Below are 25205 nucleotides of genomic sequence, written 5' to 3'. Positions count from 1 at the left end.
CCAGGCCTTTTATACCGCAACAAATTAAAAATTCTTTTTCCTCAATGGCTCTATTTTGGCTATATTGCTTAATATCTGGGCGTATGATTATAATGCACGTGAAGCCAAGATCTGGCTTTTCTTCCTTATTATCAACTGGATATAGGTAATTATATGGATATTTCAAAAAGAGCAGCAAAATATGCATTTGCTACTGTCTTAACGTCCCTAACGTTAGGTACATTAGCAACTCCTCCACCAGCACAAGCAGCAACCCTGACTGGTGTTATTGCTTCAACAATCACCTTAACTGGTGCGTGCGCAATCAATGGTTCAGTCATTTCAGCAGTGGGTTCTTCTTTCGGTACTCTTGATTTCGGTATACATCCAACTCTATTTACAGAGGCTTCTGCACAAGTAAATGGCATAGCGAGTACACCAATGACTTTCCAATGTAACTCATCTACAGCTCCAACACTCACTGTTGTTAGTGGTGTGAATGACTCACATGCAACAAATGGTAATACTCACTCAATGGCAAATACTTTGGCTGGTAAATATGTGTCTTACTCTTTATATAAAGATGCTGCACATACATCAGTTATTGCTAATGGTACACCTTTCTTCACCAGTAAAAATGACGGTTCATCAGAAACAGTTAATATTTACGGTAAAGCAGTTGGTGGTGCTGGTCTAGTCCCAGGCCTTTATACTGATATTGTTACAGTACAAATTGATTTCTAACTAATACTGTAAAAATTAATACTATGAAAGCGAATAAGTTTAGTCAGACTAAACTACGTTACCCCTATGTGTTTAGTTTATTAGGACTACTATTTATTTCCGAAACAGCGTGGAGCGCTGCTGATTGTCAGACCAGCGCCTCACCTGGTGGATGCCCTTTCCTGGTGCAGGCAACCGTACAAAACGGTTGCCTGGTTACAGGAGGAACCAACACATCGGAATTAGGGGCGCTCTCTTTTGGTACCTATCCTGCAATATCAAAGGAAAGAGCGATAGCATCTCTGGTAGCTAATACACAATTTAAACTTAACTGTACACCGAACATGTCTTTAACAATGTCAATTGATGCAGGTTTGCATTATGGTACAGCTCGTAATGTTCAACAGTCCAACGGTAACAGATTAGCTTATCAGTTATTTTCTAACTCTAGCTTTACAGATGCTATTGGAATAAATCAGGCTGTAACTATTTCCAATGTTGGCACAGGTAGTAATATCACATTACCTGTTTATGCAACATTACAATTACCCGGTTCAGGCGTAAGACCAGGTACTTATCAGGATACATTAACAGTCACATTAACATGGTAATGATGCTATCATTAACAAGGTATTTACAATGGATATGAACTTATCTTATATACTCAATAAACTGATCTACTATCGGAAACAGTGGCTAAATTATCGAATTTCCCTTTTATCAATTATTTTAATGGCATCCCTCTTCTCTTCCTCTGTGTTTGCTTCTATCGTTATTTGGCCGACTAATTTAGTAATTGAAAAAGAAGAAAAAGCAACGGCTCTCTGGTTGGAAAATCAAGGCACTCAGGAAAAAGTCATTCAGCTGAGAATCTTTAAATGGACTCAAGAGAACGGTAAAGATAATTTGCAAGAACAACAAGACATCATCGGTAGCCCCCCTATGATGAGCATTGCCCCGGGTGCAAGACAGATGATCAGAGTCATTAATACCAAACCGGTTCAATCAGGGCAAGAAACTACTTATCGGCTATTATTGGATGAAATTCCTACCCAAGATGCAGTAAAACCCAGTGGTCCTGGGATTAGTTTTCAATTACGTTACTCTGTACCCCTCTTTATTTATGGCACTGGATTAACACATAATTCACCTATAGATCAGTTAACTGCAAAGCTTTCATGGCAACCTGTGACGCAAGGCGGGCAATCCATAATTGAGATTCGTAATAATAATCCAGTTCATGTTCACTTATCTCAGATTGGCGTAAATAATGCAAAACAGGAAGGAACCAGTAATGCATTATCGACTTATGTTCTTCCGGGAGCAACTATTCGTTACCCTATGCCTAGAAACATTAATACTGCAGCACAAAAATTACCTGCAATCGTGACTGGCGACAACCCACAAGCGATCAACATTGATAAAGCAGGACATAACTAAGGTTAATCTGATAGGTGAAGACAATGGTTGTAGGATACAACTGCCGCTTACGGCTGTCATATAAAAGGATTTTATTAGCATTACTTATTGGATCTTCTCTTCCTGTGCAACTTGCCTATTCACAGGAACAAACGGCTAAGCTCAATACCCCATTACAAGATATGCAACTTTATCTTGAACTGGTGGTGAATCAGCAGCCAACCTCACATATTGCAATTATTGACTATATGGGAGGTAATTACTATTTAGCAGAACAAGATCTGGCTGTCACAGGTATTTCTCCTGAATATTTAAAAAATGCCCCTTGGGATTCTGCCAATCGTATTATTCTCAACCAGATACCCGGTGTTGTCGTTGATTATGACCAACAATATCAGCGGCTCTTGATCTATGTCCCGCCACAATGGCTACCGGAGCAACTTCTGGTAACAGAAGGACTTAATAAACGTATACCTGCCCAAAGCAGTTTTGGTGCGTTATTTAACTATGACGTGTATGTTAATAAGCCTCGTCATGGGGATGGATATGCCTCCGGCTGGAACGAATTACGCTTTTTCAGTAATTATGGAACACTCAGTAACACCGGTACTTATCGCCACTCTCTGGACAGAAAAAACAGTTCTGAGGATGGTTATACCCGTTACGATACTCGCTATCAATACTCTAACGAAGATAAAATGCTAACCTTAGAGATGGGTGACTTTATTACCCGAACTTTTACCTGGAATAATCCTGTTCGACTGGGTGGTATTCAACTTTCTCATAACTTCTCTCTGCGTCCTGATATTATCACTTACCCACTGCCACAATTTTCTGGGGAAACCGCTGTTCCAACAACAGTTGATATTTTTGTCGACAGTTATCGGGTTGATAGTAAAGAGTTAAATGCCGGTCCGTTTACCTTAACTAATATCCCATTTATCAACGGTTCAGGTGATGCTGTTATTGTGACCACCGATGCATTGGGGCGTAAGGTTTCTACCACCGTACCGTTTTATGTGACTAATACACTCTTATCAGAGGGACTCGCCGATTACAGTATTGGCGCAGGTGCGATCAGGCAACATTATGGCAGTAAAAACTTTGACTATTCTACATTTGCGGTCAGTGGAAACTATCGCTATGGTTTAACTGACAGTGTGACACTAGAGTCACATATTGAAGGCGCTGGCTCACTAAAACTGGCAGGTGTTGGTTCTGTTTTCCGCTTAGGTACACTAGGTGTATTTGATGCCTCCTATTCTCAAAGTTATTATGATGGTGAATATGGCAGACAGATTAGTCTGGGTTATCAATATGACTCACGCTATTTTAATATTGGTGTTCGTCATGTCCGCAATAATGATGAATATCAGGATCTTGCACATCTGAGCAATGATTACTTAATCAGTCGTCAAAGTACTCAGATCACATTAGGTTTACCCCTGGGTGATTTTGGTAACTTAACCGGAGGATATTTTATTCTGAAAAATGGTGACGACGATGAAACTCGTTTAGCCACAGTGACCTGGAGTCATCCTGTCGGTGATTTAGGTAACTTCTATGTGTCTGCCAGTAAATCAAATCGTGATGACACCTGGACCGGTACATTACAATGGATTATTCCTTTCTCTAATGGGCGCGATAATATTTCTTTAGCGATGGAACGTAATACTGCTCATCATTGGAGTCAACGAGTAAATTACAGTCGCTCAGTTCCGAGTGATGGTGGGCTTGGCTGGAACGTTGGCTATATTCATTATCCACGAGATGACGATTATCGTCAGGCTGATTTGACATGGCATACAAACTCAATGGAATTGCGTAGTGGTGTGTATGGAACCAATGATAATGAGAACTTCTGGGGTGAAGCAACCGGTTCTATCGTCTTAATGGATAACGAACTGTATGCCGCGAATGTAATCAATGATGCGTTTGCCGTTATTTCAACAGATGGAATTCCTGATGTGCCAGTGATGTATGAAAACAGCTTAATGGGGAAAACCAATAGCAATGGGTATTTGCTTGTGTCACAAACACCGGCTTATTACGCCGCAAAATATGCGATTGATCCACTACAACTGCCAGCAGATATTCAGATTTCCAAAGTAGAACAAAGTGTATCTATCAAATCCGGGAGTGGCTATCTGCTAAGTTTCCCGATGAAATCGGTTATTTCTGCCCGCATGACACTGGTTGATGAAGCACATAACTATTTACCTCTGGGGTCAAAAGTGATCAACTCAAATGGTGAAATTGCCTATATTGGTTGGGATGGTTTTGTTTATTTTAGTCAGGTTGATAAAGATAATAACCTTATTGTTCAACGCCCGGATGATACCCAGTGTAAAGCCTCTTTCTCTGCCGATTTGGAGTCAAAGGATAAGATGTTGCAGATTGGACAAATTGTTTGTAAGGATATCGCACTATGAAATTATTCATGACAGAGTTATTGAAAGTCTTAAACAAGTTACAAAGAATATCTCTTCAAGGGCAGAGGCGAATCATAAAGTTATTATTACTTGTCTTACTCTCCTCCCCTTCTTTAGCTTATGCCGCTGGCTGTGAAGTATCAACATCAGCAAGTTACTCACCCACATTTGGTAGTGTTTCTTCGATAAATGTTAATAAATCAACACAAACTACTTCGTTGCCAGAAGCTGGGATTAGATGTGGGGGTTCTTTATTATCAGTGCTTGCACTAACTTCATATATCAGAGGGACAGTAACATCGACCGGACTACTCACTAACGGTACTGATACAATACCTTTCCAGATGTTCGTTGATTCCAGTTTTAGTCGTCCATTCACATCCGGGACAGCTTTTAACTACTATAATAGTACCATTCTAGGATTACTTGGTTTAACTGGCGAAAGCTATAATTCAATACCTATGTATTTTCGCACTATAACCGGAGCACTAAATTTAAAAGCAGGAACCTATACAGGTAGTGTCAGTGTATATTGGGAATGGAGTATCTGTTCAGCTATCAATATAACACTTCTTTGTATCGGAACAGTCACTACAGATCATACAACAGTAACTATTAATCTCACTTTGAATGTAACCAATGATTGTGTGATTACTGCACCGGATATCAACTTTGGTATAGCACCACTTGCTTCATCCTTTGGTACTGTGACCCAAACCATCAGCGTTTATTGCACCAAAGGAACTGTTTACACAGTGGGTTTGGGTAATGGTAGCCATGCGTTAAATAATCAGCGTCGCTTAGCCTATAATGGTAACTATCTTAATTATGAAATCTATCAAGGTAATACAGGTACACTCAGGTGGGGAGCACTGCTCGCTGAAAGACGTGCGGCAGCCAGTGCAGAAGTGAATCCTGGTCTTGGTTCAGGCGTGAATACAACCAAACAAGGATTTTTATACCGGGCAACTATTCTTTCTAACCAAACAACACCACCAGCCGGAACATATACCGACAGTGTGGTTGTAGATGTACAATTCTGACATATTAAAAAAGACATCAGAAAGTTTCTGATGTCTTTTTCTTACTTTTCAAACGGATTAACTTTGCAGATACTCTAATGCTCTTTCCATTGTTGTCACATCAGCACCCTTTTTAGTCGCGTTTTCACTAAGATAACGACGCCACTGACGAGCACCAACCTGCCCATTAAAAATTCCCAGTAAATGACGGCAAATATGATTAAGCGGGGTTCCTGCTAATAATTGCTGTTCAATATAGGGAAACATCGCCTGCACGGCTTCAATACCTGATATAGGAGCGTTCTGACAACCAAATAACATCTGATCAACCTGTGATAGCACTATAGGGTTTTGATAGGCTTCACGTCCCATCATAACTCCATCAACATACTTCAAATGCTCCTGAGCTTCTGTCAGTGATTTAATACCGCCATTAATGGCAATGGTTAAGTCTGGATAGTCCTGTTTTAGCTGATAAACTCGTAGATAATCTAATGGTGGAATCTCGCGGTTTTCCTTAGGACTTAACCCTGACAGCCATGCCTTGCGCGCATGTACAATAAAGGTATGGCAATAAGGCATAACTGTTTCAATAAACTGACATAAAAAGTCATAACTATCTTGTTCATCAATACCAATCCGGGTTTTGACCGTGACCGGAATAGCAACTTCATCCTGCATCGCTTTAACACAATCGGCCACCAATTGTGCATCTGACATCAAACAAGCCCCAAAACGGCCATTTTGCACACGATCAGACGGACAACCTACATTGAGATTAATCTCATCATAACCACGCTCCTCAGCCAGCTTCGCACACTTAGCTAGGGCTACAGGATCACTACCACCCAGTTGTAAACTCACCGGATGTTCCTGCTCGTTATAAGCCAGATAATCGCCTTTACCAAATAGAATTGCCCCGGTTGTCACCATCTCGGTATAGAGCAATGCCTGTTTCGTTAACAAACGATGAAAATAGCGGCAATGTTTGTCTGTCCAGTCAAGCATAGGCGCGACAGAAAAACGATTTAAAGGATAACGGCTTAAAGAGTGATGACCTGACAAAATAAAAACCTGCTTAATAAAATAATGCGCCATTCTAACATATCAAGTTTCTATTTTCTTGGTTCAGGAGTAGGATAACTGAACACTTACTACCAAAAGGAAATCAAGATGCTTACAGGTAGCTGTTTATGTGGTTCAATTAAATATCAATTAAATCAAGAGGATATTGATACTCTCTTTGTTTGTCATTGCTCTCGTTGTCGTAAAGAATCTGGCTCCGCCTTTAATACTTCAGCGGTAATTAACTCTGCTGATATCACAATTACTGAAGGTAAGGATTTAGTTAAAAAGTATTCTGTAAATGGAGTGAATCGCCATTTCTGTGTGGGTTGTGGTAGCAGACTTTATTCTTCCAGAGATAACGATCCAGCACATTATCGTTTACGCGTAGGCTTGCTTGATACTCCAATTAATCCGGCTAAAAAAATACATGTTTTTACTGCTTCTAAAGCCAGCTGGGATGAAATTTGTGATGATTTTCCGCAATATCCGGAAAGACCACCAGTATAAATAAAAGTAACTGATAATAAAAAACCGCTAAAATTAGCGGTTTTTTGTAATACATAGTTATCAATAATTAATCGTCTTCACCTTCAGACTGAGCATCAGACTGGTCACCCATCTCAGAAGTCTGAATATCAGTTAAACGGTTTTGTCCGTCAAAGGTTAACGTATAAGTTAGCTGACTGATATAGCCATGATGAGGCTGCTCACGGAAGACATAATACCAAATATTATCACCAAAAACAGACGTCAGCATCGGACTACCCAGAATGAATTTAACCTGTTCTTTAGTTTGCCCTACTTTTAATTTTGCTGCGTCTTCAGCGGTAATGTAGTTACCCTGATTGATATCAGGACGATAAACCCAGCGATCGACAAATGAACATCCACTTAGTAAGACACTGACAGTTATTGCTGCTAAAATGCTTTTCTTAAAACTCATAGAAATTAATCCGTTCTATTTCACAATCAAGACTGCGGATATTATTACCGATATTTGCCTGCTACGCCAGTAAACCTTTAAGGTTTATTGATTAAAAACTGACATCACTATTTTTGAATCAGGTCTACTTTGCTTTATCAAGTAACTTTTAAATGACATTAACTAGCTGACTCCACATCACTTTTTAAGAATATTCATGCAGAGATCTTCTGTCTTTCAATACCCTGTTAGCTAATTTATTATTAATTAGCACAAAAAATAACTTTTTGATTTTATTTAAGTTTTTAATGATGAACTATTGATTATATTCAAAAAGACCATCATTACTCAACTAATAACTCTCTGGCATTGGCTCGCGTAGCCTCAGTAATTTTATCACCACCAAGTAGTCTTGCCAGTTCATCTAACCGCCCAGCCTGATCCAGTTCAACCATATCTGTTGTTGTTGCTTTACCGTCATTTTGTTTTGAGACAAAGAAATGATGCTGAGCATTACCGGCAACTTGCGGTAAATGTGTTACCGTAATTACCTGTGTTGACTGACCTAACCGGCGCAGTAAATTACCCACTTTAGCTGCTGTCGGCCCACTGATCCCGACATCGATCTCATCAAAAATCAGCGCCGGTGTATCCATTTTTTGTGCGGTTAGTACCTGAATAGCTAAAGCAATACGAGAAAGCTCACCCCCTGATGCTACTTTAGCAATGGGTTGTAATGGTTGCCCCGGATTTGTGGTTACCATAAAGACCACCTGATCAGCACCATCATCACCCAAATGATTCTCATCATAATTGACCTGAATAACAAACTGACCATTTGGCATAGAGAGGTCATGCATACTCTTAGTAATCAGGTCAGATAAGGTTTTAGCATAAGCCTGTCGCTTTTTATGCAACTTCTGAGCGATACTAATAGCTTGTTGATGAAAACGGTCAATATCCAGTTTTAGCTGTTCGCCCTGCACATCCTGCTGCTGCAGCTGAATAAATTCATCCTGTAATTGCTGATGCAAAATAGGTAACTGCTCCGGCGGCAGGTGATGCTTACGTGCCAGTGTAATTTGTTTGGATAAGCGCTGTTCAATATAAGACGCACGGGCAGGATCCATCTCCATATTTTCAGCATAGTAGCGTAGCTCATTACTGGCTTCTGCCACCTGAATGGCGGCTTCATCCAGCATGGTATAGACGCTGGTTAATTTGGTATCGATATCCATTAATTCTTGCAGTGAATGTTTGGCACTGTGCAGCAGATTCAATACGTTATATTCATCATTTTCAGATAAAATCATCGTTGTCTGCTGGCTAAGATTGATCAGCTGCTCACTATTGGATAAGCGTTTATATTCCTCATCAATCTGTTCATATTCCCCCTCAATTGGCGCAAATTCATTGAGTTCTTTTAGCTGATATTGTAGGAGCTGCAGATGAGCATCACGATCTGAGCGCTGTTTTTCATACTGAGCAAATTGCAGGCACGCTTCTTTCCACTGTTTATATTGTGCTTTCATCTCATTAAAGAGTGTAGACTCACCCATATAATGATTGAGCAAGGTCTGCTGATGTTCAGGTTTAATTAATAATTGATGTTCATGTTGTCCATGAATTTGGATCAATGTTTGACCCAGTTCGCGCAGTTGGGCAACAGGGACAGCTGAGCCATTAATAAACGCTTTTGAACGCCCATCCTGATTAACAACACGTCGTAAAATACACTCATTGTGATCATCCAGGTGATTCTCTTTCAGCCATTCAAGCGCACTTGGGGTGTCATCTAATAAAAAATGGGCAGAAATATCAACACGTTCTGTACCATGACGGATAGAGGAAGCATCGGAGCGATTACCAAGGCATAGCCCAAGCGCATCGATAGCGATCGATTTACCGGCACCTGTTTCACCGGTAATGGCCGTCATGCCGCGTGAGAAGTCGATCGCCAATTTATCTACAATCGCAAAATTATTAATAGTTAATTGAGTCAGCATATCAATGACCTATAGGGTATTTTTGGCGATTATAACAATAAAAACACTGTAAATAAATACAGTTCTAATACATTTTCTTAGACCAGCCAAGTTTTGTCGATAAATTACGGAAATAATCGTACTCTTTTGAGTGAATAAGATTAAATTCATAAGGTGTTCGCTTAACCACAACTTCATCCGTTGGCTTGACCTCAAGCATAATTTGGCTGTCACAAGCAACTTCCAGCGCATGAATAGTGGTTGGAAAGGTCAGGCGAATCGTATTATCACTTTTAATCACGAGTGGTCGTACAGACAATGAATGCGGGAACATCGGCGTAATAATAAAAGCATCTAAACGAGGGGCAATAATAGGACCACCGGCAGACAGCGAGTAAGCAGTAGAACCGGTTGGTGTAGCAATAATGAGTCCATCAGCACGCTGAGAAAAAGCGCTACGATCATCGATATAAGCTTCATAATCAATCATATGAGCAACTTTAGAAGGATGCAGGACAATTTCGTTTACCGCAATCCCGGAAGCGACCAGCTCTCCCTGATCATAAACACCAACATCGAGCAGGAAACGTGAATCTTCATGATAATCACCTGCCAGCACTTCACCCAGTTGTACAATCGCATCTTCCGGATTAATGTCAGTTAAAAAACCTAAATTACCACGGTTGACACCAATCACCTTAATATCATGATGAGACAAACTACGCGCAGCACGCAGCATATTACCATCACCGCCGATGATAATTGCTAAATCAGCCAACTCGCCAATTTCATCTAAAGAACCAAACTCTTTAACCGGAAAACTGACGTGTTGAGCAAGGTCAGCATCTAAAATAACCCGATATCCTTGTGATACCAGCCATTCATAAAGCATATGGTGCGTATTTAATGCTTCTTCATAGCGAGGCAAACCAACAATCCCAATGCATTGAAAAGTGCTACTCTGACTCATACTTATTCCTTGTTACTCATAGTGATTACTTCACCTAAACGTTAGGTAGTATAACATTAAGTCCGGCAACACGCATAAAAATGACGTGCTGATTTTTTATACTCATCGTTTTATCAGGGTTGCATTACTATTTTTAATCCCCATAATAATCATACTGAAATAAATCACTAAATAATAATTTTTGATCCGTTTGGAGTAATTATGACAGAACAAGAAAACAATACCCCTGAATGCAATGAAGAAAAGGATGTTGCTCCTCAGACAGAAGCTGCAGCAGAAAATGCACAAACTGAGCCAACACCAGAACAAAAACTGCAAGCACAGGCACAACAAATTCAAACTCTGGAAAAAGAGCTACAAGCTGCTAAAAAGAATGAAAGTGAAGCGATGATGCGCGCACGTGCAGAAGTGGATAACATTCGTCGCCGTGTTGAACAGGATGTTGAAAAAGCCCATAAGTTTGCGCTAGAAAAATTCTCAGTTGAGCTACTACCAGTGATCGATAACCTTGAACGCGCACTGGAAGCGACAGATAAAAACAATCCTGAACTCAAAGCAACAATTGAAGGATTAGAACTGACGCTGAAATCTTTCCTTGATACCGTGAAAAAATTTGGTGTTGAAGTAGTTAAAGCAGAAAACGAGACACTTAACCCGGATCTGCATCAGGCTATCAGCATGGTAGAATCACCAGAGCACCAGTCAGGTAAAATCATTAATGCGATTCAAAAAGGCTATACCTTAAATGGTCGCTTAATCAGACCTGCAATGGTTATTGTCGCAAAATAACTGACCAGACAGAAATAAAAAAGGCTGCAATTGCAGCCTTTTGTTTTATCCAAACGTTTAACCCAGGATTTTTTCCAGTGTTTGCGTCACTTCAGCAACCGGTTTTGTTCCTTCAATTTTGAAGTACTTCGTGTTACCCGCTTTTGCTTCATTTTGATAATAACCAATCAGTGGTTTAGTTAACTGATGGTATTCAACTAAACGTTTACGTACGATCTCTTCCTGATCATCCTTACGAATAGTCAACTCTTCACCAGTCACATCATCCACACCTTCTTTCTTTGGTGGATTATATTTTAAATGATACACACGACCAGATGGTGCATGTACACGGCGACCACTCATACGATCAATAATCACTTCGTCCGGTACGTCAAATTCAAGCACGTAATCAACATTAATACCAGCTTCCTTCATCGCATCAGCTTGTGGCACTGTACGTGGGAAGCCATCTAATAAAAAGCCGTTACGACAATCGCTTTGAGAAATACGCTCTTTTACCAGTGCAATGACCAGCTCATCTGTCACGAGTTTACCTGCGTCCATTAATGCTTTTGCCTGTAGGCCAAGCGCTGTACCGGCTTTCACAGCAGCACGTAACATATCACCCGTAGAAATCTGAGGGATTCCATATTTGCTCATAATAAATTGAGCCTGGGTGCCTTTACCTGCGCCAGGTGCACCTAATAAAATAATACGCATAATAACCTCTTTAATGTGTTTTATTCGGTTGGTAAATAGTAATATTTAACCTTGCTTTTAGATATTAGTCCATCTTTAGGGCATAAGTAGTTAACCGCACCACAGCCACGAATACACTGCGCATCCGCACCACAAGTTGGACAATGAATACGTTCAGAATAGTCCTGTAAACAATTCTCACAATGATACTGGTCTATTTTAACCATTTTCATTTGCTGATGACAATTAGGGCAAAGCCCTGCTTGTTGTTCACCTGACATAAGCTATTTACGTCCTCTGACATGTTGCATTAATCGACGACGTTTACGCTGTTGTGAAGCCGTTAACGTGTTTTTTCTACCTTCAAATGGGTTTTCACCATCTTTAAACTGAATACGAATTGGTGTACCCATAATTTTTAACGAACGTCTGAAGTAGTTCATTAAATAACGTTTATAAGAATCAGGCAGATCTGTTACCTGATTACCATGGATAACCACAATCGGTGGATTATAACCACCTGCATGAGCATATTTCAGTTTAACACGACGCCCCCGCACCAGTGGTGGCTGATGATCGTCTTGTGCCATTTGCATAATACGTGTTAGTAACGATGTTCCGACACGCTGCGTAGCGCAGTGATACGCTTCCTGAATAGATTCAAATAAGTTACCCACACCACTGCCATGCAGAGCAGAAATAAAATGAATACGTGCAAAATCGACAAAGTCTAAACGCTCATCCAGCGTTGTTTTAACCTGTTCACGAACGTCTTGCGACAAACCATCCCACTTATTTACTGCAATAACTAAAGAACGTCCGCTATTGATAATAAAACCAAGTAGTGATAAATCCTGATCCGAAACGCCTTCTCTGGCATCAATCACCAGCAATACAACGTTAGCGTCTTCAATCGCTTGCAGGGTTTTAATCACAGAGAACTTTTCGACAGTTTCAGTAATTTTACCGCGTTTACGCACTCCAGCTGTATCGATCAAAACATATTCACGTTCATCCCGAACCATTGGAATATAAATACTATCCCGCGTTGTGCCTGGCATATCAAATACTACAACACGTTCTTCACCTAGAATACGATTAGTCAGTGTTGACTTACCTACATTCGGACGCCCGACGATCGCGACTTTGATCGGCAGGTTAATCAAGGCTTCATGTTCAGCCTGAGCTGCTTCTTCCTGCTCTTCCTCATTCAGTAGTTCCTCTTCTAAGTCCCACTCATCAATGTCATCTTCTTCATCTTCACTAAGATCAAAGATTGGGGCAAGAACTTCTTCAATCAAGGTAGTAACGCCACGACCATGACTGGCAGCTATTGGGTAAACATCACCTAAGCCCAGTTCATAAAACTCACCAATCACTGAATTGGCATCAAGGCCATCCGTTTTATTGGCAACTAAAAAAGTCGGTTTTTCTCTGGCACGCAGATGCTTTGCAATACCCACGTCAGCAGGCATCAGACCGGCTCTGGCATCAACCATAAACAGAACAATATCAGCCTCTTCAATCGCTACCAGTGATTGCTCTGCCATATGGTTTTCTACACCCTCTTCAGAGCCATCAATCCCGCCAGTATCAATGACAATATACTCATGTCCCTGAATTTCAGCCTTACCGTATTTACGATCGCGAGTTAATCCCGGAAAGTCAGCCACTAGCGCATCTCGTGTACGCGTTAAACGATTAAATAATGTTGATTTACCAACATTTGGGCGACCTACCAGTGCAATAACAGGTATCATTCTGTTTCTTATCCTTTCTTATCGTTCAAAAGCGTAAACATCGCCGTTACGCACCTGAACAATTAATTTATTATCTACGACAATTGGTGCTGACATAAAGCCGCTGCTGCTCACATTTTGTTGATAAGCAAACTCACCAGTAGATGCATCAATCCAGTATAGATAACCTTCAAAATCACCCACAACAATATAACCATTATATAAAACAGGATCAGTTAACTGGCGATTTAACAGTTCTGACTGTTTCCAGATAGATGAACCACCATCAAGTGTAATGGCTTGTACGTTATCAGTTTGATCAACCAGTAAGATACGATTACTATCGACAATAAAGCTATGGGTTGAACCAATATTACGTCGCCAGATCGTTTGACCTGAACGTAGATCAAGTGCCGCCATACTACCGTTATAACCTAGTGCATACACCACACCATTTAACACAAATGGTGTACTATCCACATCGTTAAGTTTCGCAATTTCTGTTGAACCACTTGGCTGAGCGATACGTTGCTGCCAGATTAACTGTCCATCTTTTAAGAAGTAGGCATTCACACGACCATTATCATCACCGAGTAAAATAGCACCAAAGGCAATAATCGGTGTTGACTGACCGCGTAATGATAGCGTTGGAATATCTAATTTGGTTTCCCAGATTTGCTCACCGCTTTCAACATTTAAGGCTTGTAAGTAGCCATTAGCTGAACGCACGACAAGCATATTCTCACCAGAAATTGGGCGAGCAAGGACTTCACCTTTTACTTTTTGCTGCCAAACCACTTTACCCGTTTGACGATCAAGTGCATAAACCATTGCGCGCTCACTGCCAACATAAACATGTTGATTATCGACACTTACACCACCAGAAAGTAGTGCTGACTGACTACGGAAAAATGAGCTTTCTGATACGTCAGCTGTCCAAAGTGCTTTGCCGGTTGCAGCATCAATAGCTTTAACTTGTCCATTACGGCCGGCAACATAGACATTATTTTCAAATTGCACCGGACCAAGTAAAGAATACACACCAGCACTACCACTTGAGCTATTACGCCATACTTCTTTTACCTGAAACTGATTGGTAATTTGTGGTACCGGAGCTACTTCAATGACATCTTCCTCACCGCCAAATAGTGAACATCCACTAACCAGCGAAACCATTGAGATCATTACTAATCCAGAAAACAGATGTTTAATTCTCATTATTTAGGTCCCTACAATATTAAAAATAGTGCTTTCGCCACTTATGTTCATGACAAGTCTACCTTGAATGAACAAAAATATTTATTCAGCTTGTGCTGGTTCTTGCTGAGTTTGTTGTTCCTGTTGTGCTTCTAACTCAGCCTGTTTTGCTTGTTCAGCAGCTACACGTTCAGCTTCTTTTGCTGCTTCAGCGGCTTTCGCTTCATCATCAATCGCTTGTTTTGCTTTTAAATATTCAACCTGATTAAGCTTAGTATTAATCGCAGTCACTAATTCAGATGTTGGCTCAGAATTTAGTGCTAAACCATAAGCAGCTAACGCATCAGAATAACGCTCAAGTGAGACTAACACGTCACCACGCAGATCATTTGCCACAGCAGCCCAGCTTACATCTTTCACTTTATCAAGCGTTTTTAGGCTCTCTTCATTCTGACCTTGTTGATATTGTAAACGAGCGATACGAACATTAATGATAGACTGAATAGCAGTTTCATCCGTTTTTTTCAACGCATCTTCAAGTAGTGCCTGAGCACCAGCATAATCTTTCAAAATTTCTACATAGTACTGAGCTGCTTTCATGGCAGAAAAAGCACCATAAACGTTATTTGTCTCTTTTGAAAAACTGACTAACTCTTTAACTGAATCTGGTTGAGTTGCATCTAAACGCGACACTAATTTCTCATAAGTATCAGATGCTTGTTCTAATTTACCTGTTTGATGAGACTGCCAGTAGCGCCATCCCCAAATTGCCACAAGGCCAATCACAAGTACTAATAGAATCAATTTCCAGAACTTTTTCAAAAAGTCTTTAACTTCAGATAGTTGTTCTTCTCCTGTAGAATCATAACTCACGTCAGATCTCCTTATTCTTTTTCTAAAATCGTTAAACATAACTGAGCAATCTGGCTTTTTGCCACTTCGGTTTGCTCACCTGTGCGTAAATCTTTAATCATTGCCTTATCTGCCTGAGCTTCATTTTCACCAATAATGATAGCTACTTTAGCGCCTAACTTATCAGCACGGCCAAACTGTTTCTTAAAGTTACCGCCACCATAATTAGTCACAATACGCAGACCCGGGCATTCATCTCTCAGCATTTCAGCAATATTCTGTGCTATGGATAACACACTGACACCACTTGCTAAGGTACCAGACGAAATCATATAAATATCAATGTCATTTGAGCCTTTAAAGTCAGGATTGACTGTTTGTACCAACAGAACTAAACGCTCCATTCCCATCGCAAACCCAACACCTGGTGTACTTTGACCACCAAGTTGTGCCACAAGTCCGTCATAACGGCCACCACCACACACAGTACCCTGAGCACCTAAGCTAGAAGTTACCCATTCAAATACAGTACGATTGTAGTAATCCAGACCACGAACTAAACGTTGATTAATACGGTATTTGATACCCGCAGCATCGAGCAGTGCACATAAACCATCAAAATGCGCTTTTGACTCAGCATCTAAGTAATCAAATAATTTTGGCGCTTCATTGAGTAATGTTTGAATATCCGGATTCTTTGAATCAAGTACGCGTAGCGGATTAGTGTACATACGACGAATACAGTCTTCATCCAGCTTGTCTTTGTGCTGTTCTAAATAGGCAATCAATGCATTACGGTAATCAGCGCGTGCTTCAAGTGAGCCAATTGAGTTCAGTTCAAGCATCACATGTTCACTAATGCCAAGCACTTTCCAAAAGCGGGAGGTTAACAGAATGAGTTCTGCGTCAATATCCGGACCATCCAATCCAAATACTTCAACACCTAACTGGTTAAACTGACGGTAACGTCCTTTTTGTGGACGCTCATAGCGGAAAGCCTGTCCGATATACCAAAGACGTTGTTCCTGATTATATAATAAACCGTGCTCTATTCCGGCACGCACGCAGCCTGCTGTCAGCTCCGGACGAAGCGTTAAACTCTCTTCGTTTCGGTCGTTGAAAGTATACATCTCTTTCTCAACGATATCGGTGACTTCACCCACAGCGCGTTTAAAAAGCGGCGTTGCTTCAACAATAGGAGTACGGATTTCGTTATAGCCGTAGCTGGCTAAAACTTGTTTTAACATCTGTTCAATACGTTGCCAGACAGCACTTTCTGTAGGCAATAAATCATTCATGCCACGAATAGCCTGAATTTTTTTCGCTTTACTTTGCTCAGTCATAGGTTCTTTCACTATATTTCTTTTGTTTCAATACGATTTGCTAACAGTGCTGCTTTAGCACGAATTCTTTCTTCTAACTGCTCTATCATTTTGTCGTTATCAAGGCGATCATGGCGTACCCCATCTTCATAAAAGCCGCTCTTGTTATGACCGCCGGCAACACCAAGTGTCGAAGCCAGTGCTTCACCCGGGCCATTCACCACACAACCGATAATAGACACATCCATTGGGGTAATAATATCTTCTAAACGACGTTCCAGTTCATTCACTGTGCCTATCACGTCAAACTCTTGTCTTGAACATGTCGGACACGCAATAAAGTTAATCCCGCGAGAACGAATTCGCAGTGATTTTAATATATCAAAACCAACTTTTACTTCTTCTGTCGGATCAGCGGCAAGTGAGACACGTAGTGTGTCTCCGATACCTTCTGAAAGCAGTAATCCTAAACCAATAGCTGATTTTACTGCACCGCTTCTGGCTCCGCCAGCCTCAGTAATACCAAGGTGCAGTGGTTGTTTAATCTGTTTTGCCAGTATGCGATACGCCTCAACCGCAGTAAATACGTCTGATGCCTTGACACTGACTTTAAACTGATCAAAGTTCAGGCGATCTAAGATTTCAACATGACGTAATGCAGATTCGACAATCGCTTGTGGCGTTGGTTCCCCATATTTTTCCTGAATATCTTTTTCCAGCGAACCTGAGTTAACACCAATGCGGATAGGAATATTGCGATCTCTGGCACAATCAACAACAGAACGAATCCGCCCTTCGTTACCGATATTGCCCGGATTAATCCGCAGACAATCCACGCCATATTCAGCCACTTTTAAAGCAATACGGTAATCAAAATGAATATCGGCAATTAAAGGAACTTTTGCTTGTTGTTTGATAAGCTTAAATGCTTCTGCGGCGTCCATTGTTGGTACAGAAACTCGTACAATATCAACACCAACACGTTCCAGTGCTTTTATCTGAGCAACTGTAGCTTCAACATCTGTTGTGCGAGTATTAGTCATTGATTGCACTGCAATAGGCGCACCATCACCAATAGGCACGTGACCAACATTGATTCTTGTTGATTGTCGACGCTTAATGATGGGGTCTTTGTTACTCATAAAATGCCTGTCATGGATCTCAAATAAAAATTAGCTGCCCATCTTAGCAAGGTTTAGGGGAAATGTCTGTAGAAGGCGAGAAAGAATATCGTGATTTTATTAAATTAAATTGCTTAAGTTTCTGACTCACAAATAAGATATCTTATTGTTAATCAGAAACTTACAATAAAAATAACTTCAATAAAATCAATGAGTTATGATTCAACAGATTCCATCTGTAAAATAGCCGATGGGGCATAACGGGTTATATCGCTTCCTTCTCTGCGATACTCCTGCCAGATAAAGAATCCGGTCACACCTAAAATAATGATTAAAATGATGGAACTAATTACCAGTAAACGCTTGCTGGAACGCTTTCTTTGTTCTTTATTAGAAAAATTACGCATCGGAGCGGTAACGTGAGTGGGTACTTCGCCAAGATAGCCTTTTAGTTCATCATCTGGCAGATTCACTGCTTTAGCATAAGCTTTAATATATCCACGAATAAAAACGGTTGGAATATTGATCTCTTTATCCTCTTCGATATCAGCGATCATCGCTTTACGAATATGTAATCGACTAGCTATCTCATCCTGACTTAAATTCGCTTGTTTTCTTAATTGTACTAACCTTTCACCTAATGTCACTACTTGTTGTTCATTACCTGTTGTTTCGTCCATTGGTTACTTAACCTCAAATAAAGAGTGAGTACGCTACTCTAATTAATCAATTCTTTTAGCGCTAAACCATTGAGTTGGTTTAGCAATTTCGTCTTGTGCTGCGACTAGTTGTAATTCATATTCATCACGTTGTAAGGTTTCAAGCATCACAGCATAAACGGCAGATGTGGTATGTTCAAAAGACTCAACCAGTGATTTACCCAGTAACTGATTAGCTAAAAATAATCCGCTGGTCATATCACCAACACCAACCGGTTGTCGTACACCAAAATCAACCAGAGGGCGGTGAATATGCCACGCTTCATTTTTTGTAACAAGTAACATCTCAAAACGATCGTTTTGATAACCTGCCCGGCTTAAATGCTTCACCAAAATCACTTTTGGGCCTCTTTTACAGAGTTCCCGACAAGCCAGAATGGCTTCATCAACGTTATTAATACGCTGTTTACCGTTTAGCTCTTCAAGCTCTAGCAGGTTTGGTGCCATCATATCACTCATAGGTAGAGCGACATTACATAAGAACTCAGCTACCCCCGGTGCCACAAAGCATCCCTTTTCAGGATGTCCCATTACTGGATCACAAAAATATATTGCGTTTGGACTTACTTTTTTAACTTTTTTCACAATTTCAATAATGGCATTACCCTGCTCAGGTGATCCCATATATCCACTTAAGACAGCGTCACAGCGTTTTAGTTCATCAATATCTGCAATTCCATCAGCAATATCGACTAAATGTGTGGCCGGCATCACAGAACCCTTCCATTGACGGTACTGTGTGTGGTTAGAAAATTGTACGGTATTTAACGGCCAAACATTAACTCCCAGTCGTCTCATCGGGAATTCTGCGGCACCATTACCTGCGTGACCAAATACTACGTGAGACTGAATAGAAAGAATGTTTTTCATATAAATACCGCCTATAAGTTTAAATTATTTCCAGATGATTAAACTATAATGCTTTTTACCACGACGTAACAAGCTATAACGATTAAATAAGCGATCACTATCAACAAATTTATATTCTGCTGAAGATTGTTTATTACCATTAATTGAAATCGCATTAGATTCGATTAATGTTCTGGCCTGACCACGAGAAGGCGCTAGTTCTGCATTGACCAGAGCTTGTTGTAAATCTGCACCGATCTCAAGTTCAATCGCCGGCATACCGTCCTGAGCCAGTTGAGTGAAGTCTTCTTCGGTAAGCTCATCTAAATGACCAGAGAATAAGCTTTGAGTGATACGTTTAGCTGCAATAAGACCGGCTTCACCATGAACAAGGCCCGTCACTTGTTCTGCCAGCACGTACTGTGCACGAGGTGCTACACCACTGTTTTTGTCTTCTTCTTCCAGTGTATTAATCTCTTCAAGAGACATAAAGGTGAAGAATTTAAGGAAGCGATAAACGTCAGCATCTGCAGTATTGATCCAGAACTGGTAGAATTTATAAGGACTGGTTTTCTTAGGATCAAGCCAGACCGCACCACCTTCTGTTTTACCAAATTTGGTACCATCAGATTTAGTAATCAACGGAACAGTTAAACCATAAACTTGTTTTTGATGGAAACGACGAGTTAAATCAATACCAGAGGTAATATTCCCCCACTGATCTGAACCACCAATTTGTAATTCAACATTATGCTGTTTATTTAAGCTCGCAAAGTCATAAGCTTGTAATAAGTTATAAGAAAATTCTGTATAAGAGATCCCGACATCATCACGATTAATACGTTGTTTTACCGCTTCTTTACTAATCATCGCATTAACAGAAAAGTATTTACCGATATCACGTAAGAAGCTCAGTACACTCATGTCACCAAACCAGTCATAGTTGTTCACAACAATCGCTGAGTTAGCACCACAATTGAAATCTAAAAATGGAGAGACTTGCGCCTTAATTTTGTGAACCCAATCATTAACAGTATCTTGAGTATTGAGTTTACGTTCTGTTGCCTTAAAACTTGGGTCGCCAATTAAACCTGTAGCACCACCGACTAACGCAATGGGTTGGTTACCCGCTAACTGAAAACGTTTTAAACAAAGAAGTGGTACTAAATGGCCTAAATGTAAGCTGTCTGCTGTTGGATCAAAGCCACAATACAATGAGATCGGACCTTGCTCTAAACGTTCAATAAGTGCCTCTTCGTCAGTTAACTGAGCAATAAGACCTCTTTCCTGTAATTGCTTGATCACATTGATTGTCATAGTAATACCTATCTGTCTCTCTTTAAATGGTTAAATTTTATTATGGAAAAGGCGATTTGCCCGACTAAAGTGCTCTACAATATCACTAGATGGCTTTTGATCCAAGACACTAACGATAACAATTGCTATTGAGGCAAAAATAAATCCTGGGATTAAAGAATATAAGTTAAACCAGTTATATACGATCCACACCAAAACAGTAACAGCACCAACGATCATACCGACTAAAGCACCATTACGTGTCATTCTTGACCAGAAGACAGAAAATATTACTACTGGGCCAAATGCAGCACCAAATCCTGCCCATGCATGACTGACTAGTTGTAATACGCTATTATCTGGATTAATCGCCAGTAACATCGCAATGATAGAAACCACAAGAACCATCGCACGTCCTACCCAGACCAACTCTTTTTGAGTTGCTTTAGGACGGAAAAAAGCCCGATAAAGATCTTCTGTAATAGCACTGGCACTCACTAGTAGCTGACAACTGAGCGTACTCATGACAGCAGCCAGAATAGCCGCCAATAAAATACCTGCCATCCATGGATTAAACAATAATTTTGATAATTCAATAAAGATACGCTCATGTTTACCGTCATCAATTAAATACATGGACTCGGGATGACCAGAGAAGTAAGCAATACCAAAGAAACCAACAGCGATAGCTCCTGCCAAACATAAAACCATCCAGGTCATACTAATACGACGGGCATTTTTCATTACCGCGTGAGAATCTGCTGCCATAAAACGTGCCAGAATATGTGGCTGCCCAAAATAACCCAGCCCCCAGCCCAGTAAGGAAATAATAGCAATAAAATCTAGTCCTTTAAACATATTGAGATATTCAGGACTTTTAGCCGCAATATCCGCCATCGCGATATCAAATCCACCAGAGCTAACAATCACCATAATTGGTGTCAGAATCAGTGCAAACATCATCAGGCTAGCCTGAATAGTATCAGTCCAACTGACAGCTAAGAAACCACCAATTAACGTATAAGCAATCGTTGCACCAGCTCCTGCCAACATTGCCCAGCCGTAACTCATACCAAAGGTACTTTCAAATAACTTAGCGCCAGCAACAATACCGGATGCACAATAAATAGTGAAGAAGATGAGAATAACAACGGCAGATAATAAACGCAGTAAGCGACTGTTATCATTAAAACGTCGAGTAAAATAATCCGGCAAAGTCAGTGCATTGTGATTAACTTCGGTAAAAACACGCAGGCGTCCGGCAATAAGTAGCCAGTTAAGGTAAGCTCCAATAACTAAGCCAATAGCAATCCAGCTTTGGGAGATTCCAGATAAGAAAATAGCGCCCGGGAGTCCCATTAACAACCAACCGCTCATATCAGATGCACCGGCAGAAAGCGCTGTTACAAAACTACCGATACGTCTGCCACCTAAAATATAATCACCAAAGTTCGTTGTAGCTCTAAATGCAAACAAACCAATAATGAGCATACCGCTAATATAGACGATAAATGTGATCAACATAGACCAGCTCATGTTCTTCCTCTTTAATCTTGTTATTTTGATAAATGGGCGAAACAGAAGAGGATAACATAAAAAGTTTTATGTAAACAGTACTCAAAACACACTATTTTCAATACTCAATTGATTTTATCCTCCTAAATATCAGTGAAAAATTTGAACTCCCTTATAATTTGTTATACTGTTATCCGGTAATGTCATTAGATATAGATAAAAATCGTGAATAAATCAAAACGTATTGAAATCCTGAAACGCTTGCAAGCTCATATTGCCGACCCTACTACAGAGCTTGTTTACAAGACCCCGTTTGAACTACTCATTGCAGTTATTCTATCCGCACAGGCAACAGACGTTAGTGTCAATAAAGCTACCAGACCATTATATGCAGTAGCCAATACACCTGAGGCAATTTTTGCACTGGGAACAGATAAGCTAAAAGAGTACATTCGTACTATTGGGCTTTATAATGGTAAAGCCGAAAATATTATTAAAACGTGTCAGATTCTAATTGAGCGTCATAATAGTCAGGTACCGGAAGATTTTGCTGCTCTGGTTGCGCTACCAGGCGTTGGGCGTAAAACGGCTAACGTTATCTTAAATACCGCTTTTGGCTGGCCTACGATTGCAGTTGATACACATATTTTTAGAGTATGTAACCGCACCAATTTTGCTCCCGGCAAAACGGTTGAGCAGGTGGAAGACAAACTCTTACAAGTCGTACCCGATGAATTTAAACTCAATTGCCATCACTGGCTGATTTTACACGGACGTTATACCTGTATCGCGCGTAAACCGCGTTGTGGTGCCTGCGTGATCGAAGATTTATGTGAATTTAAAGAGAAAGTGTATCCAGAGTAATCAATAATGAATGATAAGTTTAAAATCTCAGAAGAAGATTTAGCCCTGTTTAAAACTTCTTTAGGTAAAACGAAAAAAATCAAACAGGATACTGTTGTACATAAACCGGTTAAACCAATTAAAGCCGTGGTTGAACAACAGAAATTTCAACAGCAACAGAGTGATTCAGCATTTTATTTTTCTGATGAGTTTCAACCGTTGTTACAAGAAGATCCTATTCGTTACACCAGAGAAGGGGCAGATCCTTACGAAGTAAAAAAACTACGCCGTGGAGTTTATGTTCCGGATCTCTTTTTAGATTTACATGGACTCACTCAGGCAGAAGCCAAACAAGAAATTGCAGCACTTATTATCGCCTGTCGTCAGGAACATGTTTATTGTGCCTGCATTATGTATGGACATGGTAAAAATATTCTAAAAAAACAGACGCCAATGTGGCTGGCACAACATCCAAATGTACTCTGTTTTCATCAGGCGCCAAAAGAATTTGGTGGCACTGCGGCTTTACTATTACTAGTCGATCAGGATATGTAAGTTATTTTTACTCTATAAAGAAAAACCGCTTCTAATGAAGCGGTTTTTTATTTACTTATTTCAATAAATATTATAGCACGTCAACAGCATTTAGTTCTTTAAACGCAAGTTCTAAACGAGCGATTAATGCAGCTTCACCTGCACGTAACCAAACACGAGGATCGTAGTATTTTTTATTCGGAGCATCAGGACCTGATGGATTACCTAATTGACCTTGTAAATATGCTTCGTTTTGTTTGTAGTAATTTAAAACACCTTCCCAGTTTGCCCATTGGGTATCTGTATCGATGTTCATTTTAACTACACCGTAGCTAACTGCTTCAGCAATTTCTTCTGGTGTTGAGCCTGAACCACCATGGAAAACGAAGTTTAATGATTTGGCTGGTAAACCGAATTTCTCAGAAACATATTTTTGAGAGTTATCTAAGATTTTTGGTGTTAATTGAACGTTACCTGGTTTATAAACACCATGAACGTTACCAAAAGAAGCTGCGATAGTGAAACGAGGACTAATAGCAGTTAATTTTTCATATGCATAAGCAACATCTTCTGGCTGAGTATAAAGTGCTGAGCTATCCATATGGCTATTATCAACACCATCTTCTTCACCACCAGTACAACCAAGTTCAAGTTCAAGAGTCATACCGATTGCTTTCATACGCGCTAAATATTGGCAGCAGATATCAATATTTTCTTTTAATGATTCTTCTGACAGATCGATCATATGAGAAGAGAATAATGGTTTACCTGTTTTAGCAAAGTGAGCTTCACCCGCAGTGAGTAAACCATCGATCCATGGTAATAGTTTTTTCGCACAATGGTCAGTATGTAGTAATACCGGAATGCCATATTTTTCAGCAAGTAAATGAACGTGATGAGCACCAGCAATTGCACCAATTACCGCACCTTCCTGACCTTCTAATTTAAGGCCTTTACCTGCCATAAACTGTGCACCACCATTAGAGAACTGCACAATAACAGGTGAGCGTACTTTTGCCGCTGCTTCCATTACTGCATTGATTGTATCAGTATTTACACAGTTAACTGCCGGTAGAGCAAAGTTGTTTTCTCTGGCGATTTGGAATACTTTCTGAACATCATCACCTGTGATTACACCTGGTTTTACAACATCAAAGATCTTTGTCATGATTTACACCTATTGATCTAAATAAAAACAAAAAGGATAAGACGAGCTTATCCTTTTGTA

The 25205-nt window shown here is 40.2% G+C and carries 25 protein-coding genes; 9 read left to right on the top strand and 16 right to left on the bottom strand.

The window, feature by feature from the left end:
* The first annotated feature begins 153 nt into the window (after window positions 1-153).
* The 5 genes from IPMB12_RS03130 to IPMB12_RS03110 all read left to right on the top strand — a co-directional run bounded on the left by IPMB12_RS03130 (window position 154) and on the right by IPMB12_RS03110 (window position 5596).
* Window positions 154-723 (top strand): Csu type fimbrial protein, encoded by a 570-nt coding sequence (locus IPMB12_RS03130; RefSeq protein WP_166914867.1) that lies wholly within the window; start codon window positions 154-156, stop codon window positions 721-723.
* 23 nt (window positions 724-746) lie between these two features.
* Window positions 747-1313 (top strand): Csu type fimbrial protein, encoded by a 567-nt coding sequence (locus IPMB12_RS03125; protein WP_166914865.1) that lies wholly within the window; start codon window positions 747-749, stop codon window positions 1311-1313.
* Between the two features lie 121 nt (window positions 1314-1434).
* Window positions 1435-2142, top strand: a complete 708-nt coding sequence (locus tag IPMB12_RS03120; protein ID WP_166914863.1) for a fimbrial biogenesis chaperone — start codon at window positions 1435-1437, stop codon at window positions 2140-2142.
* A gap of 104 nt (window positions 2143-2246) precedes the next feature.
* Complete coding sequence (locus tag IPMB12_RS03115) at window positions 2247-4553, top strand: fimbria/pilus outer membrane usher protein (protein WP_166914862.1); 2307 nt, start codon at window positions 2247-2249, stop codon at window positions 4551-4553.
* On the top strand, window positions 4550-5596 hold the full coding sequence (locus IPMB12_RS03110) for a Csu type fimbrial protein (protein ID WP_166914859.1): 1047 nt from the start codon (window positions 4550-4552) through the stop codon (window positions 5594-5596). Before IPMB12_RS03115 ends, IPMB12_RS03110 begins: the two co-directional genes overlap by 4 nt.
* 57 nt (window positions 5597-5653) lie before the next feature.
* On the opposite strand, the gene dusA is transcribed toward IPMB12_RS03110, so the two are convergent.
* Window positions 5654-6583 carry a tRNA dihydrouridine(20/20a) synthase DusA gene (gene dusA / locus IPMB12_RS03105; RefSeq protein WP_407704067.1) on the bottom strand — a complete coding sequence of 310 codons (930 nt, stop codon included), beginning with the start codon at window positions 6581-6583 and terminating at the stop codon, window positions 5654-5656.
* 165 nt (window positions 6584-6748) lie between these two features.
* Here dusA and IPMB12_RS03100 point away from each other — a divergent pair, with 165 nt between their 5' ends.
* Entirely contained in the window at window positions 6749-7150 is a 402-nt protein-coding gene (locus IPMB12_RS03100) for a GFA family protein (protein ID WP_166914855.1), read from the top strand.
* Between the two features lie 67 nt (window positions 7151-7217).
* Here IPMB12_RS03100 and bamE read toward each other — a convergent pair whose 3' ends face one another.
* The 3 genes from bamE to nadK form a co-directional block, all read right to left on the bottom strand.
* Window positions 7218-7586 (bottom strand): outer membrane protein assembly factor BamE, encoded by a 369-nt coding sequence (gene bamE, locus IPMB12_RS03095; RefSeq protein WP_166914853.1) that lies wholly within the window; start codon window positions 7584-7586, stop codon window positions 7218-7220.
* Between the two features lie 323 nt (window positions 7587-7909).
* Window positions 7910-9571 (bottom strand): DNA repair protein RecN, encoded by a 1662-nt coding sequence (gene recN / locus IPMB12_RS03090; RefSeq protein ID WP_166914851.1) that lies wholly within the window; start codon window positions 9569-9571, stop codon window positions 7910-7912.
* Window positions 9572-9635: 64 nt separating this feature from the next.
* Window positions 9636-10520 carry an NAD(+) kinase gene (gene nadK, locus IPMB12_RS03085; RefSeq protein WP_166914849.1) on the bottom strand — a complete coding sequence of 295 codons (885 nt, stop codon included), beginning with the start codon at window positions 10518-10520 and terminating at the stop codon, window positions 9636-9638.
* Window positions 10521-10721: 201 nt separating this feature from the next.
* Between nadK and grpE the strand changes: the two genes are divergently transcribed.
* Window positions 10722-11309 (top strand): nucleotide exchange factor GrpE, encoded by a 588-nt coding sequence (grpE, locus tag IPMB12_RS03080; protein ID WP_166914847.1) that lies wholly within the window; start codon window positions 10722-10724, stop codon window positions 11307-11309.
* Window positions 11310-11366: 57 nt separating this feature from the next.
* Here the strand turns inward: grpE and adk are convergent, their stop codons facing one another.
* The 11 genes from adk to putP all read right to left on the bottom strand — a co-directional run bounded on the left by adk (window position 11367) and on the right by putP (window position 22621).
* Complete coding sequence (adk, locus tag IPMB12_RS03075) at window positions 11367-12011, bottom strand: adenylate kinase (RefSeq protein WP_166914844.1); 645 nt, start codon at window positions 12009-12011, stop codon at window positions 11367-11369.
* A 20-nt stretch (window positions 12012-12031) separates the two neighbouring features.
* The gene (locus IPMB12_RS03070) at window positions 12032-12271 is read right to left on the bottom strand and encodes a YfgJ family double zinc ribbon protein (RefSeq protein WP_166914842.1); all 240 of its coding nucleotides are present in this window, start codon (window positions 12269-12271) and stop codon (window positions 12032-12034) included.
* A gap of 3 nt (window positions 12272-12274) precedes the next feature.
* Window positions 12275-13750 carry a ribosome biogenesis GTPase Der gene (der, locus tag IPMB12_RS03065; protein ID WP_166914840.1) on the bottom strand — a complete coding sequence of 492 codons (1476 nt, stop codon included), beginning with the start codon at window positions 13748-13750 and terminating at the stop codon, window positions 12275-12277.
* Window positions 13751-13768: 18 nt separating this feature from the next.
* A complete protein-coding gene (gene bamB / locus IPMB12_RS03060; protein ID WP_166914838.1) occupies window positions 13769-14947 on the bottom strand; it encodes an outer membrane protein assembly factor BamB in 1179 nt (392 codons plus the stop codon).
* Between the two features lie 81 nt (window positions 14948-15028).
* The gene (locus IPMB12_RS03055; RefSeq protein ID WP_166914837.1) at window positions 15029-15799 is read right to left on the bottom strand and encodes a YfgM family protein; all 771 of its coding nucleotides are present in this window, start codon (window positions 15797-15799) and stop codon (window positions 15029-15031) included.
* Between the two features lie 11 nt (window positions 15800-15810).
* Window positions 15811-17121, bottom strand: a complete 1311-nt coding sequence (gene hisS / locus IPMB12_RS03050) for a histidine--tRNA ligase (protein WP_166917674.1) — start codon at window positions 17119-17121, stop codon at window positions 15811-15813.
* Between the two features lie 11 nt (window positions 17122-17132).
* Window positions 17133-18242 (bottom strand): flavodoxin-dependent (E)-4-hydroxy-3-methylbut-2-enyl-diphosphate synthase, encoded by a 1110-nt coding sequence (ispG, locus tag IPMB12_RS03045; RefSeq protein WP_166914835.1) that lies wholly within the window; start codon window positions 18240-18242, stop codon window positions 17133-17135.
* 194 nt (window positions 18243-18436) lie between these two features.
* A complete protein-coding gene (locus tag IPMB12_RS03040) occupies window positions 18437-18901 on the bottom strand; it encodes a helix-turn-helix domain-containing protein (protein WP_166914833.1) in 465 nt (154 codons plus the stop codon).
* Window positions 18902-18943: 42 nt separating this feature from the next.
* Complete coding sequence (pdxY, locus tag IPMB12_RS03035) at window positions 18944-19810, bottom strand: pyridoxal kinase PdxY (RefSeq protein WP_166914831.1); 867 nt, start codon at window positions 19808-19810, stop codon at window positions 18944-18946.
* Between the two features lie 24 nt (window positions 19811-19834).
* Window positions 19835-21106 carry a tyrosine--tRNA ligase gene (gene tyrS, locus IPMB12_RS03030; protein WP_166914829.1) on the bottom strand — a complete coding sequence of 424 codons (1272 nt, stop codon included), beginning with the start codon at window positions 21104-21106 and terminating at the stop codon, window positions 19835-19837.
* A gap of 30 nt (window positions 21107-21136) precedes the next feature.
* Window positions 21137-22621, bottom strand: a complete 1485-nt coding sequence (gene putP, locus IPMB12_RS03025; RefSeq protein WP_208293535.1) for a sodium/proline symporter PutP — start codon at window positions 22619-22621, stop codon at window positions 21137-21139.
* Window positions 22622-22825: 204 nt separating this feature from the next.
* Between putP and nth the strand changes: the two genes are divergently transcribed.
* Window positions 22826-23464, top strand: a complete 639-nt coding sequence (nth, locus tag IPMB12_RS03020) for an endonuclease III (protein WP_166914827.1) — start codon at window positions 22826-22828, stop codon at window positions 23462-23464.
* 6 nt (window positions 23465-23470) lie between these two features.
* Window positions 23471-23998 (top strand): endonuclease SmrB, encoded by a 528-nt coding sequence (gene smrB, locus IPMB12_RS03015; RefSeq protein WP_166914824.1) that lies wholly within the window; start codon window positions 23471-23473, stop codon window positions 23996-23998.
* A gap of 70 nt (window positions 23999-24068) precedes the next feature.
* Here smrB and fbaA read toward each other — a convergent pair whose 3' ends face one another.
* Entirely contained in the window at window positions 24069-25145 is a 1077-nt protein-coding gene (gene fbaA / locus IPMB12_RS03010; protein WP_166914821.1) for a class II fructose-bisphosphate aldolase, read from the bottom strand.
* Between the last annotated feature and the right edge of the window lie 60 nt (window positions 25146-25205).

Source organism: Zophobihabitans entericus, assembly GCF_011745665.1.
Taxonomy (GTDB): Bacteria; Pseudomonadota; Gammaproteobacteria; order Enterobacterales; family Orbaceae; genus Zophobihabitans; species Zophobihabitans entericus.
This window is presented reverse-complemented; position numbering and strand designations above follow the sequence as displayed.

What these genes read in the sequence shown, in the direction of transcription:
- IPMB12_RS03130 (WP_166914867.1), top strand. Translation starts at nt 154, where the DNA reads ATGGATATTTCAAAAAGAGCAGCAAAATATGCATTTGCTACTGTCTTA.
- IPMB12_RS03125 (WP_166914865.1), top strand. Translation starts at nt 747, where the DNA reads ATGAAAGCGAATAAGTTTAGTCAGACTAAACTACGTTACCCCTATGTG.
- IPMB12_RS03120 (WP_166914863.1), top strand. Translation starts at nt 1,435, where the DNA reads ATGGCATCCCTCTTCTCTTCCTCTGTGTTTGCTTCTATCGTTATTTGG.
- IPMB12_RS03110 (WP_166914859.1), top strand. Translation starts at nt 4,550, where the DNA reads ATGAAATTATTCATGACAGAGTTATTGAAAGTCTTAAACAAGTTACAA.
- dusA (WP_407704067.1), bottom strand. Translation starts at nt 6,583, where the DNA reads ATGCTTGACTGGACAGACAAACATTGCCGCTATTTTCATCGTTTGTTA.
- IPMB12_RS03100 (WP_166914855.1), top strand. Translation starts at nt 6,749, where the DNA reads ATGCTTACAGGTAGCTGTTTATGTGGTTCAATTAAATATCAATTAAAT.
- bamE (WP_166914853.1), bottom strand. Translation starts at nt 7,586, where the DNA reads ATGAGTTTTAAGAAAAGCATTTTAGCAGCAATAACTGTCAGTGTCTTA.
- recN (WP_166914851.1), bottom strand. Translation starts at nt 9,571, where the DNA reads ATGCTGACTCAATTAACTATTAATAATTTTGCGATTGTAGATAAATTG.
- nadK (WP_166914849.1), bottom strand. Translation starts at nt 10,520, where the DNA reads ATGAGTCAGAGTAGCACTTTTCAATGCATTGGGATTGTTGGTTTGCCT.
- grpE (WP_166914847.1), top strand. Translation starts at nt 10,722, where the DNA reads ATGACAGAACAAGAAAACAATACCCCTGAATGCAATGAAGAAAAGGAT.
- adk (WP_166914844.1), bottom strand. Translation starts at nt 12,011, where the DNA reads ATGCGTATTATTTTATTAGGTGCACCTGGCGCAGGTAAAGGCACCCAG.
- IPMB12_RS03070 (WP_166914842.1), bottom strand. Translation starts at nt 12,271, where the DNA reads ATGTCAGGTGAACAACAAGCAGGGCTTTGCCCTAATTGTCATCAGCAA.
- der (WP_166914840.1), bottom strand. Translation starts at nt 13,750, where the DNA reads ATGATACCTGTTATTGCACTGGTAGGTCGCCCAAATGTTGGTAAATCA.
- bamB (WP_166914838.1), bottom strand. Translation starts at nt 14,947, where the DNA reads ATGAGAATTAAACATCTGTTTTCTGGATTAGTAATGATCTCAATGGTT.
- hisS (WP_166917674.1), bottom strand. Translation starts at nt 17,121, where the DNA reads ATGACTGAGCAAAGTAAAGCGAAAAAAATTCAGGCTATTCGTGGCATG.
- ispG (WP_166914835.1), bottom strand. Translation starts at nt 18,242, where the DNA reads ATGAGTAACAAAGACCCCATCATTAAGCGTCGACAATCAACAAGAATC.
- IPMB12_RS03040 (WP_166914833.1), bottom strand. Translation starts at nt 18,901, where the DNA reads ATGGACGAAACAACAGGTAATGAACAACAAGTAGTGACATTAGGTGAA.
- pdxY (WP_166914831.1), bottom strand. Translation starts at nt 19,810, where the DNA reads ATGAAAAACATTCTTTCTATTCAGTCTCACGTAGTATTTGGTCACGCA.
- tyrS (WP_166914829.1), bottom strand. Translation starts at nt 21,106, where the DNA reads ATGACAATCAATGTGATCAAGCAATTACAGGAAAGAGGTCTTATTGCT.
- putP (WP_208293535.1), bottom strand. Translation starts at nt 22,621, where the DNA reads ATGAGCTGGTCTATGTTGATCACATTTATCGTCTATATTAGCGGTATG.
- smrB (WP_166914824.1), top strand. Translation starts at nt 23,471, where the DNA reads ATGAATGATAAGTTTAAAATCTCAGAAGAAGATTTAGCCCTGTTTAAA.
- fbaA (WP_166914821.1), bottom strand. Translation starts at nt 25,145, where the DNA reads ATGACAAAGATCTTTGATGTTGTAAAACCAGGTGTAATCACAGGTGAT.